Genomic DNA, 12,386 nt, shown 5'->3' with positions numbered 1-12,386 from the left:
TATGTTACTCGTTGATTCCCATTGCCATCTCGATCGCTTGAGTTATGGCTCCAAGCAGACCGACATGGCCGATGTATTGGCCAAGGCGGCGCAGCAGAGCGTGGGATATTTTCTCTGCGTGAGTGTGACCCAGGCCCAGTTCCCGACCATGATGGAGGCCATCGCTCCCTATCCCCAGGTGTTTGCCTCCTGCGGTGTCCACCCGCTCAATCAGGATCCCGGGGTGGATGCTGCCTTGCTGCTGACTCAGGCGGCCGATGAGAGAGTGGTGGCCATCGGCGAAACCGGGCTCGACTACTTCTATTCACCGGAAAACAAGGATGTACAGCAAGCCTCTTTCCGCGAACATATTCGTGTAGCCCGGGCACTGAACAAACCGCTCATCATCCACACCCGGGATGCCCAGGAAGACACGCTGCGGATCATGCGAGAGGAGGGGGCCGAACAGGTGGGCGGAGTGCTGCACTGCTTCACCGAGTCCCTCGAAATGGCCGAGGCCGCGATGGCCATGGGGTTCTATATTTCCATCTCGGGAATAGCCACTTTCAAGAACGCCTCAGCCCTGCAGGCCGTGGTCAAGGCGTTGCCCCTGGAGCGACTGCTGGTTGAAACCGACTCTCCCTATCTGGCACCGGTTCCGCACCGGGGGAGGGAGAATGAGCCGGCCTTTGTTCGCGACGTTGCCCAATTTATCGCGGATCTTCGCCAGATTCCGCTCGCTGAATTGGCGGAGGCCACCAGCCACAATTTCTTCGAGTTGTTCAAGTTGGCAAAGCGATAACAGACAACGCCCCGCATAGCGGGGCGTTTTACTATGACAATTTGCACTATCATGATCCATCCAAAAACAATCATGCCAAGTTGTTATCTCTCATTTTGTATGGTGGGTGCTGACGAGATTAAATCGCCAGCACCTGATAAAACGGAGCAGGGATGACAGAGTGCTTGAGGAATCAATGAGGGAGCTGAAATGGGTTAAAGCAGTCTTCATAAGTATCGATAATATTCATTATCGATACTTGATAGATCTGGACGATCCTGTAAGATCCACCGAAACTCCGCTTTAAATCATAGAGTTAAGTGAACTACCCACGCCTTCAAAACCCAGTTCAGCAATCTTTGCAGAGCGTCTTCGATCCTCAGCTGAACAGCCGGGCAAGACGCTTCCTGCGCAGCGCCAAAGCCGACTCCACCCTCAATGCCTATCAGGCAGATACCCGCATCTTTGTCTCCTGGTGCCAACTCCACGGGCTGGATCCCTTGCAGACAACACACCACGACATCATGAATTTTCTGGCGGATCAGGCCGACGGCATCCTGGCCAACTGGGTCTGGCTGGACAAAGAAGAAGGGAAGGGGGAGCTTCGCAACGGGGAACCTCGCAAACCGGCCACCCTGGTAAGACGGCTTGCCGGCATTCGTTATGCCTTCAAGCAGAAGGGGATCCACCCCATGCCGACCGAGCATGCGGAGATAAAGGAGATGATGCGGGGCATAGTACGGCTCGGTGATAACCGCAAACGCAAAACGGGGGCGCTGACCCTGAAACCATTGGCCTGCGTGCTGGACGAGATAGATACCAGCAACCTGGCGGGACTTCGGGATTACACCCTGTTGCTCCTGATGTTCAGTGGCGCCTTGCGTCGGTCGGAAGCGGCAAGGATCGAGGTGAATGACGTGCAGTTTGTGGGGCAGGGGATACGCCTTCGTCTCAAGCCAAGCAAACATCAGCTCCATGAATCGGAGATAGCACTCATTCCAGGCACCCGGTATTGCCCGGTCTCTGCACTGCAACAATGGCTGAAAAAAAGCCGGATTGCTGAGGGCCCCCTGTTTCGTCGAATGAATCGCTGGGGACAGCTGATGACAGATCCCCTGGGGCCGCAAGGTATCAACTTGATGATCAAGCGGCGAACCGGCCAGGCCATCGACGATCTCCACGTCAGTGGCCACAGTTTGCGGCGGGGGTTCATCACCTCGGCGGTGACGGCGGGCAAGCCGATGAACAAGATCATCGAGGTGACAAGGCACAAGGACATGCGCACCTTGCAGGAATATTTCGACGATGCCCACAAGTTCTCCGATCACGCCCTGGATGGGTTGTTATAGAGAACCGCGCCTCTCCATTTTTTATGTTAAATGATATCCTGTTGATCTGGTGATATATTCATGTCGTCCTCCACAGACATCATAACGGTGGGAGAGTCGTAATCCGATTTACTTTCGTAGAAGATGCCAATGAAAAATGAGAGATAACATTCACGATGTAGACATGTCGGAAGGTTACGATAGCCAGGAATTGAAGAAAAGCGCTGCGCAAGAGAATGCCGAACGGCAGCGCCAGCACGTGAAGCGCAAGCAGGAAACCCACAGCCGGTTGCAATGCTGGATAAGCAATCGTCATGCAGAGAGGTTGGCCATGCTGGGGCAACAACTGGAAGACAGTCAGGCCTCCATCATCGAGCAGGCAATCGATCTGCTCTATCAGCACGAACTGCAACAAACGACCAACGCGCAGCAGAGCGATATCCCCGAGTCGGCAGACATACTCGAATAGACGATGGTATCGAACCGGCGTGATTGAAAAAGGAAGACAAAAAAAGCCAGGTACGAATTCCTTGTACCTGGCATAGGGGAATTGGCTCCTTGCAGAGCCGTGCGCTAACTGGTATGCAGATAGCCTTAAGCTTAGACAAGGCTCTAGGCATTTCAAGAACCGGATAAAAGTTCAACCAGGGGAGCCCGCAGAATTCGGAAAAAATCGTACGCTAAGGTTTTCCGGGCATCCGTAAGGGCCGAAACTTCCCGTCTTCCAGTCTGCGGCTCTGCCGCCAGACGTAATCGCCGGTTAGGTTGATGTGCTCCCAGCCCAGCGGCGACAGGAATTGCAGCAGCTCGCCGTCCACCGGCTTGCCGGCCTCGACCAACCCCTGGGTGGCGCGTTCCAGGTACACCGTGTTCCACAGCACGATAGCCGCCGTCACCAGGTTGAGGCCGCTGGCCCGGTAGCGCTGCTGCTCGAAGCTCCGATCCCTGATTTCCCCAAGGCGGTTGAAGAACACCGCCCTGGCCAGCGAGTTGCGCGCCTCACCTTTGTTCAGGCCGGCATGCACGCGGCGGCGCAGTTCAACACTTTGCAGCCAGTCCAGGATGAACAGCGTGCGCTCGATCCGGCCCAGCTCGCGCAGGGCCACGGCCAGTCCGTTCTGGCGCGGGTAGCTGCCGAGCTTGCGCAGCATCAGCGAGGCGGTGACGGTGCCCTGCTTGATCGAGCTGGCCAGGCGCAGGATGTCGTCCCAGTGGGCACGCACGTGCTTGATGTTCAGGGTGCCGCCGATCAGCGGGCGCAACGTCGGGTAGGCTTGCACGCCCTGCGGCACGTACAGCTTGGTTTCGCCGAGGTCGCGGATGCGCGGCGCGAAGCGGAAGCCTAGCAGGTGCATCAGGGCAAAGACGTGATCGGTGAAGCCGGCCGTGTCGGTGTAGTGCTCCTCGATCCGCAGGTCGGACTCGTGGTACAGCAGGCCGTCGAGCACATAGGTGGAATCGCGGACGCCGACATTCACCACGCGGGTGCTGAACGGCGCGTACTGGTCGGAGATATGGGTATAGAACAGCCGTCCCGGCTCGCTACCGTACTTCGGGTTGACGTGCCCGGTGCTCTCGCCCCGGCCACCCGCGCGGAAGCGCTGGCCATCGGAGGATGAGGTCGTGCCGTCGCCCCAGTGGGCGGCAAAGGCGTGGCGATACTGGTGGTTGACCAGCTCGGCCAAGGCCGCCGAATAGGTTTCGTCGCGGATGTGCCAGGCTTGCAGCCAGGACAGCTTGGCGTAGGTCAGGCCGGGGCTCGACTCGGCCATCTTGGTCAGCCCGAGGTTGATCGCATCACCGAGGATTGCGGACAGCAGCAACGTCCTGTCTTTGGCCTCGGCCCCGTCCTTCAAGTGGGTGAAGTGGCGGCTGAAGCCCGTCCAGTCGTCCACGTCCATCAGCAGTTCGGTGATCTTGATGCGCGGCAGTAACTGGCTGGTTTGGTCGATCAGCGCCTGCGCCCGATCCGGCACCGCCGCATCCAGCGGGGTGATTTTCAGCCCTGACTCGGTGAGGATGGCATCGGGCAGCTCGTTGTCCTTGGCCAGGCGGGTGACGGTGGCCAACTGCTCGTCCAGCAGCTGCAAACGCTCTTCCAGGTACTGGTCGCTGTTCGGGTTGATCGCCAGGGGCAGGGCCTGCTCGCGCTTGAGTGCGGCGAACTTCTCGGCCGGCAGCAGGTAGTCGTCGAAGTCGCGGAACTGCCGCGAGCCCTTGACCCAGATGTCGCCGGAGCGCAGGGCGTTCTTCAGCTCGGACAGGGCGCAGATTTCGTAGAATTTCCGGTCGAGGCCTTCCGGGGTGATCACCAGCGGCTTCCAGCGCGGCTTGATGAAGGCCGTGGGTGCATCGGCCGGCACCTTGCGCAGGTTGTCGGCGTTCATCTCACGCAGGGTCTGCACGGCTGCCAGCACGCCTTGCGCGGCCGGCGCGGCGCGCAGTTCCAGCACCTCCAGCAAGGCCGGCGTGTAACGGCGCAGGGTGGCGAAGTTCTCGCCGACCAGGTGCAGGTGGTCGAAGCCTTCCGGCCGGGCCAGCAGCTCGGCCTCGCTGACGCTCTCGGTGAACTCGTCCCAGGGAATCACCGCCTCGATGGCGGCATAGGGGTCGCTGCCGCTTTCCTTCGCTTCCAGCAGCGCCTGGCCGATCCTGGAGTACAGGCGCACCTTGTCGTTGATCGCCTTGCCCTGCTTCTGGAACTGCTGCTGATGCTTGTGCTTCGCGCCGCTGAACAGCTTGACCAGGATGCGGTCATGCAGATCGACCAGCTCATCGATCACGGTCGCGGTGCTCTCCAGCACCACGGCGGCCAGGGTCGCGTAGCGGCGCTGCGGCTCGAACTTACCGAGGTCTTTGGGCGTCATCTGCCCACCCTCGCGGGCCAGCTTGAGCAGGCGGTTCTGGTGGATGTGCCGGCCCAGGCCTTCGGGCAAGTCCACCAACTGAAATGTCTTCAGCCGCTCGATGTGTTCCAGCATGTGCCGAGAGTTGGGTTTCAGCGGTGCCTGGCGCAGCCAGGTCAACCAGGTGATGCTGCTGCCGGCCTTGAGCTTCAACAGCTCGTCCAGCTTGGCCCGATGCGAGTCCGTGAGTGGTTCGACCAGGGCGCGGTAGACCCGCCGATTGGCTCGCGCAATGGCTTCCGAGCAGGCCCGGTCAATCACGCTCAGCGCCGGCAGGATGCGTCGTTTCTGCCGTAGGCTCTCCAGGGCCTGACCGGCCAGCAGCAAGCCTTTGTCGGTCTGCTGGGCCAGCTCGGTTAGCTCGCGCACCAGGGCGCGGAAGTCGGACAGGCCGAACGGGGCCAGTTGCAGGTAGGTGCGCAGTTCCTGGGCATGCTCGCGACGGGTCACGTCGCGCTCGCCGTACTTTGCCCAGCTCGCCGGCTCGGCCTGGACTTGCTTCGCCACCCACAGGATGACCGGCTCGGGCAGCTCGCTGTCGGTTCCCAGCGCGTAACCGGGGTAGCGCAGCAGGCAGAGCTGCACGGCGAAGCCGAGGCGGTTGGCGTCGCCGCGTCGCTGGCGGATCAGCGACAGGTCGGAGTCGTTGAAGGTGTAGTAGCGGATCAGGTCATCCTGGCTTTCCGGCAGCGCAAGCAGGGTGTCCCGCTCCGTGGCCGAGAGGATCAAGCGACGCGGCATGTGTCAGTCGTCCGTGCGGAGGTACTGGTAGAGGGTTTCCCGGCTGATGTTGAACTCGCGGGCAAGCTGCGCCTTGGGCTCGCCGGCCGTCGCTCGCTGCCGCAGGGTAGCAGCCTGCTCATCGGACAGGGCTTTCTTGCGGCCCCGGTACGCGCCACGCTGCTTGGCCAAGGCGATGCCCTCACGCTGCCGCTCGCGGATCAGGGCGCGCTCGAACTCAGCGAAGGCCCCCATCACCGACAGCATCAGGTTGGCCATCGGCGAGTCCTCGCCAGTGAACACCAGGCCCTCCTTCAGGAACTCGATGCGCACGCCGCGCTGAGTCAGCTTCTGTACCAAGCGACGCAGGTCATCGAGGTTGCGGGCCAGCCGATCCATGCTGTGCACCACCACTGTATCGCCTTCGCGGACGAAGCTCAGCAGCGCTTCGAGCTGGGGGCGCTGGGTGTCCTTGCCCGATGCCTTGTCGGTGAACACCTTGCTCACCTGGGTTTGTTCCAGCTGGCGTTCCGGGTTCTGGTCAAAGCTGCTGACCCGGACGTAGCCGATGCGGTGCCCCTGCACGATGTCTCCTTGGTTGAAGGCGGCTTAAGTGCACTTTCTGTTCCGTTGTGCCTCAAAGCCCATTTCTGTCAGGCTGAAATCTATAACCTTCGCGGGCATGTGTCAAAAAATGGGAAAGCAGACTCTATTCTGACTGTCGTTTTCAGAAGACGGCTGCACTGAACGTCAGAAGCCGACTGCACTATAGCAGCGGAGGGGTTGGATCCATCAGGCAACGACGGGCTGCTGCCGGCCATCAGCGGACGCAGGGAGGACTTTCCGCAACCGGCCGTTCGATGCGGCACCGATGGCCTTCGCGCAGGGGTAGTGAATCCGCCAGGATTGACTTGCGCTGCCCTACCTCTCACTAGTGAGGGGCGGCAGCGCATCAAGCGGTGAGCGCACTCCGGCACCGCCAACTTTCAGCACATGCGTGTAAATCATCGTCGTAGAGACGTCGGAATGGCCGAGCAGATCCTGCACGGTTCGAATGTCGTAACCGCTGCGGAGCAAGGCCGTCGCGAACGAGTGGCGGAGGGTGTGCGGTGTGGCGGGCTTCGTGATGCCTGCTTGTTCTACGGCACGTTTGAAGGCGCGCTGAAAGGTCTGGTCATACATGTGATGGCGACGCACGACACCGCTCCGTGGATCGGTCGAATGCGTGTGCTGCGCAAAAACCCAGAACCACGGCCAGGAATGCCCGGCGCGCGGATACTTCCGCTCAAGGGCGTCGGGAAGCGCAACGCCGCTGCGGCCCTCGGCCTGGTCCTTCAGCCACCATGCCCGTGCACGCGACAGCTGCTCGCGCAGGCTGGGTGCCAAGCTCTCGGGTAACATCAAGGCCCGATCCTTGGAGCCCTTGCCCTCCCGCACGATGATCGTGCCGTGATCGAAATCCAGATCCTTGACCCGCAGTTGCAAACCCTCACTGATCCGCATGCCCGTTCCATACAGAAGCTGGGCGAACAAACGATGCTCGCCTTCCAGAAAACCGAGGATGCGAACCACTTCATCCGGGGTCAGCACCACCGGCAAGCGCCGCGACGGCCGAGGTCTTCCGATCTCCTGAAGCCAGGGCAGATCCGTGCACAGCACCTTGCCGTAGAAGAACAGCAAGGCCGCCAATGCCTGACGATGCGTGGAGACCGAAACCTTGCGCTCGTTCGCCAGCCAGGACAGAAATGCCTCGACTTCGCTGCTGCCCAAGGTTGCCGGGTGACGCACACCGTGGAAACGGATGAAGGCACGAACCCAGTGGACATAAGCCTGTTCGGTTCGTAAACTGTAATGCAAGTAGCGTATGCGCTCACGCAACTGGTCCAGAACCTTGACCGAACGCAGCGGTGGTAACGGCGCAGTGGCGGTTTTCATGGCTTGTTATGACTGTTTTTTTGTACAGTCTATGCCTCGGGCATCCAAGCAGCAAGCGCGTTACGCCGTGGGTCGATGTTTGATGTTATGGAGCAGCAACGATGTTACGCAGCAGGGCAGTCGCCCTAAAACAAAGTTAGATGCACTAAGCACATAATTGCTCACAGCCAAACTATCAGGTCAAGTCTGCTTTTATTATTTTTAAGCGTGCATAATAAGCCCTACACAAATTGGGAGTTAGACATCATGAGCAACGCAGTGCCCGCCGAGATTTCGGTACAGCTATCACAGGCACTCAACGTCATCGAGCATCATCTGGGATCGACGTTGCTGGCCGTGCATTTGTACGGCTCTGCACTCGACGGTGGCCTGAAGCCATGCAGTGATATTGATTTGCTGGTTACTGTGACTGCACAGCTCGATGAGACTGTGCGGCAGGCTCTGTTCGTAGATTTCCTGGAAGTTTCCGCTTCTCCCGGCCAAAGTGAAGCTCTCCGTGCCTTGGAAGTTACCATCGTCGTGTACGGCGATGTTGTTCCTTGGCGTTATCCAGCCAGACGGGAACTGCAATTCGGGGAGTGGCAGCGCAAGGACATTCTTGCGGGCATCTTCGAGCCCGCGACAACCGATGTTGATCTGGCTATTCTGCTAACTAAAGCAAGGCAACACAGCCTTGCCTTGGCAGGTTCGGCCGCGGAAGATTTCTTCAACCCAGTCCCGGAAAGCGATCTATTCAAAGCACTGGCCGACACCTTGAAACTATGGAACTCACAACCGGATTGGGCAGGCGACGAGCGGAATGTAGTGCTTACCTTGTCTCGCATTTGGTACAGCGCAGCAACCGGCAAGATCGCGCCGAAGGATGTAGCTGCCAACTGGGTAATGGAACGCCTGCCCGTCCAACATCAGCCCGTGCTGCTTGAAGCCCAGCAGGCTTACCTTGGACAAGGGATGGATTGCTTGGCCTCACGCGCTGATCAGTTGACTGCGTTCATTTACTTTGTGAAGCACGAAGCCGCCAGTCTGCTCGGCTCCACGCCAATGATGTCTAAAACAAAGTTAGGCATCACAAAGTACAGCATCGTGACCAACAGCACCGATTCCGTCACACTGCGCCTCATGACTGAGCATGACCTTGCGATGCTCTATGAGTGGCTAAATCGATCTCATATCGTCGAGTGGTGGGGCGGAGAAGAAGCACGCCCGACACTTGCTGACGTACAGGAACAGTACTTGCCAAGCGTTTTAGCGCAAGAGTCCGTCACTCCATACATTGCAATGCTGAATGGAGAGCCGATTGGGTATGCCCAGTCGTACGTTGCTCTTGGAAGCGGGGACGGATGGTGGGAAGAAGAAACCGATCCAGGAGTACGCGGAATAGACCAGTCACTGGCGAATGCATCACAACTGGGCAAAGGCTTGGGAACCAAGCTGGTTCGAGCTCTGGTTGAGTTGCTGTTCAATGATCCCGAGGTCACCAAGATCCAAACGGACCCGTCGCCGAGCAACTTGCGAGCGATCCGATGCTACGAGAAAGCGGGGTTTGAGAGGCAAGGTACCGTAACCACCCCAGATGGTCCAGCCGTGTACATGGTTCAAACACGCCAGGCATTCGAGCGAACACGCAGTGATGCCTAACCCTTCCATCGAGGGGGACGTCCAAGGGCTGGCGCCCTTGGCCGCCCCTCATGTCAAACGTTGGGCGTCTTTTCAGTAGTGGTACTTGAGTTGAACGATCCAAAGGGCATCATCCGCCACTTTGTAAACCATTCGGTGCTCATCCGTAATTCGACGAGACCAATAACCGGCCAAAGCATGTTTTAATGGCTCTGGCTTGCCCACTCCAGAGAAAGGCTCTCGGGTGGTTTCTTTAATTAGCTTGTTAATTCGATCAACCATGCGGCGGTCTTGTTTTTGCCAGAACAGATAATCTTCCCATGCATCATCGGAAAAAATTAATCTCATTCGGCCAACTCCCGCGCCTGTCCTCGGCCCGCTTCAAGTTGCTCGATCGACTTGAAAAGCCGCTTGGCGTTGGCGGGGCTGCGCAGCAGATACGCAGTTTCTTCCAGCGCCTGGAAATCTTCCAGCGAGAGAATCACAACCGATTGGTCGCCGTTACGTGTGATGATCACCGGCTCATGATCGTTGCAAACACGATCCATGGTTCCAGCCAGGTTGGCGCGGGCGTGTGTGTAAGTGATAGCGTCCATAACATCCTCCGTACATGTACAGAAAATTGTACAACAAGAGCAACTCGAAGGCGAGGCAAAAAAACGCCCAACCCTTCAATCAAGTCGGGACGGCCAAAAGCAAGCTTTTGGCTCCCCTCGCTGGCGCTCGGCGCCCCTTATTTCAAACGTTAGACGGCAAAGTCACAGACCGCGGGATCTCTTATGACCAACTACTTTGATAGCCCCTTCAAAGGCAAGCTGCTTTCTGAGCAAGTGAAGAACCCCAATATCAAAGTTGGGCGGTACAGCTATTACTCTGGCTACTATCATGGGCACTCATTCGATGACTGCGCACGGTATCTGTTTCCGGACCGTGATGACGTTGATAAGTTGATCATCGGTAGTTTCTGCTCTATCGGGAGTGGGGCTTCCTTTATCATGGCTGGCAATCAGGGGCATCGGTACGACTGGGCATCATCTTTCCCGTTCTTTTATATGCAGGAAGAACCTGCATTCTCAAGCGCACTCGATGCCTTCCAAAAAGCAGGTAATACTGTCATTGGCAATGACGTTTGGATCGGCTCTGAGGCAATGGTCATGCCCGGAATCAAGATCGGGCACGGTGCGGTGATAGGCAGCCGCTCGTTGGTGACAAAAGATGTGGAGCCTTACGCTATCGTTGGCGGCAATCCCGCTAAGAAGATTAAGAAACGCTTCACCGATGAGGAAATTTCATTGCTTCTGGAGATGGAGTGGTGGAATTGGTCACTGGAGAAGATCAAAGCGGCAATGCCCATGCTGTGCTCGTCTAATATTGTTGGCCTGCACAAGTATTGGCTCGAGTTTGCCGTCTAACAATTCAATCAAGCCGATGCCGCTTCGCGGCACGGCTTATTTCAGGCGTTAGATGCACTAAGCACATAATTGCTCACAGCCAAACTATCAGGTCAAGTCTGCTTTTATTATTTTTAAGCGTGCATAATAAGCCCTACACAAATTGGGAGATATATCATGAAAGGCTGGCTTTTTCTTGTTATCGCAATAGTTGGCGAAGTAATCGCAACATCCGCATTAAAATCTAGCGAGGGCTTTACTAAGCTTGCCCCTTCCGCCGTTGTCATAATCGGTTATGGCATCGCATTTTATTTTCTTTCTCTGGTTCTGAAATCCATCCCTGTCGGTGTTGCTTATGCAGTCTGGTCGGGACTCGGCGTCGTCATAATTACAGCCATTGCCTGGTTGCTTCATGGGCAAAAGCTTGATGCGTGGGGCTTTGTAGGTATGGGGCTCATAATTGCTGCCTTTTTGCTCGCCCGATCCCCATCGTGGAAGTCGCTGCGGAGGCCGACGCCATGGTGACGGTGTTCGGCATTCTGAATCTCACCGAGGACTCCTTCTTCGATGAGAGCCGGCGGCTAGACCCCGCCGGCGCTGTCACCGCGGCGATCGAAATGCTGCGAGTCGGATCAGACGTCGTGGATGTCGGACCGGCCGCCAGCCATCCGGACGCGAGGCCTGTATCGCCGGCCGATGAGATCAGACGTATTGCGCCGCTCTTAGACGCCCTGTCCGATCAGATGCACCGTGTTTCAATCGACAGCTTCCAACCGGAAACCCAGCGCTATGCGCTCAAGCGCGGCGTGGGCTACCTGAACGATATCCAAGGATTTCCTGACCCTGCGCTCTATCCCGATATTGCTGAGGCGGACTGCAGGCTGGTGGTTATGCACTCAGCGCAGCGGGATGGCATCGCCACCCGCACCGGTCACCTTCGACCCGAAGACGCGCTCGACGAGATTGTGCGGTTCTTCGAGGCGCGGGTTTCCGCCTTGCGACGGAGCGGGGTCGCTGCCGACCGGCTCATCCTCGATCCGGGGATGGGATTTTTCTTGAGCCCCGCACCGGAAACATCGCTGCACGTGCTGTCGAACCTTCAAAAGCTGAAGTCGGCGTTGGGGCTTCCGCTATTGGTCTCGGTGTCGCGGAAATCCTTCTTGGGCGCCACCGTTGGCCTTCCTGTAAAGGATCTGGGTCCAGCGAGCCTTGCGGCGGAACTTCACGCGATCGGCAATGGCGCTGACTACGTCCGCACCCACGCGCCTGGAGATCTGCGAAGCGCAATCACCTTCTCGGAAACCCTCGCGAAATTTCGCAGTCGCGACGCCAGAGACCGAGGGTTAGATCATGCCTAGCATTCACCTTCCGGCCGCCCGCTAGCGGACCCTGGTCAGGTTCCGCGAAGGTGGGCGCAGACATGCTGGGCTCGTCAGGATCAAACTGCACTATGAGGCGGCGGTTCATACCGCGCCAGGGGAGCGAATGGACAGCGAGGAGCCTCCGAACGTTCGGGTCGCCTGCTCGGGTGATATCGACGAGGTTGTGCGGCTGATGCACGACGCTGCGGCGTGGATGTCCGCCAAGGGAACGCCCGCCTGGGACGTCGCGCGGATCGACCGGACATTCGCGGAGACCTTCGTCCTGAGATCCGAGCTCCTAGGGATCGCCTCAGAAAACGGAAAATAAAGCACGCTAAGCCGTAAGTAAGCGTGCTCCTGTGAAAGCC

Annotated in this window: 13 protein-coding genes and 1 pseudogene; 9 read left to right on the top strand and 5 right to left on the bottom strand. The window is 58.1% G+C overall.

The features are described 5' to 3' along the window. The first annotated feature begins 1 nt into the window (after window position 1). The 3 genes from J9893_RS04385 (at window position 2) to J9893_RS04375 (ending at window position 2,557) form a co-directional block, all read left to right on the top strand. Window positions 2-781: a YchF/TatD family DNA exonuclease gene (locus J9893_RS04385; RefSeq protein WP_042863871.1), complete on the top strand. Its 780-nt coding sequence runs from the start codon at window positions 2-4 to the stop codon at window positions 779-781. Window positions 782-1,080: 299 nt separating this feature from the next. Beyond that, entirely contained in the window at window positions 1,081-2,109 is a 1,029-nt protein-coding gene (locus J9893_RS04380) for a site-specific integrase (protein ID WP_029314538.1), read from the top strand. Window positions 2,110-2,272: 163 nt separating this feature from the next. Next, entirely contained in the window at window positions 2,273-2,557 is a 285-nt protein-coding gene (locus J9893_RS04375; protein ID WP_111896918.1) for a RepB family protein, read from the top strand. 211 nt (window positions 2,558-2,768) lie between these two features. Here J9893_RS04375 and J9893_RS04370 read toward each other — a convergent pair whose 3' ends face one another. The 3 genes from J9893_RS04370 to intI1 all read right to left on the bottom strand — a co-directional run bounded on the left by J9893_RS04370 (window position 2,769) and on the right by intI1 (window position 7,649). Continuing rightward, a complete protein-coding gene (locus J9893_RS04370; protein WP_001138014.1) occupies window positions 2,769-5,735 on the bottom strand; it encodes a Tn3-like element TnAs1 family transposase in 2,967 nt (988 codons plus the stop codon). A gap of 3 nt (window positions 5,736-5,738) precedes the next feature. Next, on the bottom strand, window positions 5,739-6,299 hold the full coding sequence (locus J9893_RS04365) for a recombinase family protein (protein ID WP_001161490.1): 561 nt from the start codon (window positions 6,297-6,299) through the stop codon (window positions 5,739-5,741). A gap of 336 nt (window positions 6,300-6,635) precedes the next feature. Beyond that, window positions 6,636-7,649 carry a class 1 integron integrase IntI1 gene (gene intI1, locus J9893_RS04360; protein ID WP_000845048.1) on the bottom strand — a complete coding sequence of 338 codons (1,014 nt, stop codon included), beginning with the start codon at window positions 7,647-7,649 and terminating at the stop codon, window positions 6,636-6,638. A 246-nt stretch (window positions 7,650-7,895) separates the two neighbouring features. On the opposite strand from intI1, the pseudogene J9893_RS04355 reads away from it, so the two are divergent. Continuing rightward, window positions 7,896-8,684 (top strand): annotated as a pseudogene (locus J9893_RS04355) (AadA family aminoglycoside 3''-O-nucleotidyltransferase); the annotation flags it as partial. 48 nt (window positions 8,685-8,732) lie between these two features. Then, the gene (gene aac(6')-Ib, locus J9893_RS04350; RefSeq protein WP_012695458.1) at window positions 8,733-9,287 is read left to right on the top strand and encodes an AAC(6')-Ib family aminoglycoside 6'-N-acetyltransferase; all 555 of its coding nucleotides are present in this window, start codon (window positions 8,733-8,735) and stop codon (window positions 9,285-9,287) included. Between the two features lie 72 nt (window positions 9,288-9,359). Here aac(6')-Ib and J9893_RS04345 read toward each other — a convergent pair whose 3' ends face one another. Further along, complete coding sequence (locus tag J9893_RS04345; protein ID WP_032492620.1) at window positions 9,360-9,614, bottom strand: Txe/YoeB family addiction module toxin; 255 nt, start codon at window positions 9,612-9,614, stop codon at window positions 9,360-9,362. Continuing rightward, window positions 9,611-9,862 carry a type II toxin-antitoxin system prevent-host-death family antitoxin gene (locus J9893_RS04340; protein WP_032492621.1) on the bottom strand — a complete coding sequence of 84 codons (252 nt, stop codon included), beginning with the start codon at window positions 9,860-9,862 and terminating at the stop codon, window positions 9,611-9,613. The genes J9893_RS04345 and J9893_RS04340 overlap by 4 nt, the downstream gene beginning before the upstream one ends. A 183-nt stretch (window positions 9,863-10,045) precedes the next feature. On the opposite strand from J9893_RS04340, the gene J9893_RS04335 reads away from it, so the two are divergent. From J9893_RS04335 to J9893_RS04320, 4 genes are all read left to right on the top strand, one after another. Then, window positions 10,046-10,678 (top strand): type B-3 chloramphenicol O-acetyltransferase CatB3, encoded by a 633-nt coding sequence (locus J9893_RS04335; protein ID WP_000186237.1) that lies wholly within the window; start codon window positions 10,046-10,048, stop codon window positions 10,676-10,678. Between the two features lie 156 nt (window positions 10,679-10,834). Next, the gene (locus J9893_RS04330; protein ID WP_000679427.1) at window positions 10,835-11,182 is read left to right on the top strand and encodes a quaternary ammonium compound efflux SMR transporter QacE delta 1; all 348 of its coding nucleotides are present in this window, start codon (window positions 10,835-10,837) and stop codon (window positions 11,180-11,182) included. Further along, window positions 11,176-12,015, top strand: a complete 840-nt coding sequence (gene sul1, locus J9893_RS04325; RefSeq protein ID WP_000259031.1) for a sulfonamide-resistant dihydropteroate synthase Sul1 — start codon at window positions 11,176-11,178, stop codon at window positions 12,013-12,015. The genes J9893_RS04330 and sul1 overlap by 7 nt, the downstream gene beginning before the upstream one ends. A gap of 127 nt (window positions 12,016-12,142) precedes the next feature. Continuing rightward, window positions 12,143-12,346, top strand: a complete 204-nt coding sequence (locus J9893_RS04320) for a hypothetical protein (RefSeq protein ID WP_000376616.1) — start codon at window positions 12,143-12,145, stop codon at window positions 12,344-12,346. The last annotated feature ends 40 nt before the right edge of the window (window positions 12,347-12,386 follow it).

Origin of the sequence: Aeromonas sp. MaB10011B (assembly GCF_017939325.1) — a bacterium.
GTDB lineage: Bacteria > Pseudomonadota > Gammaproteobacteria > Enterobacterales > Aeromonadaceae > Aeromonas > Aeromonas caviae.
The sequence above is the reverse complement of the archived record's forward strand: the minus strand, read 5'-3'. Positions and strand labels throughout refer to the sequence as shown.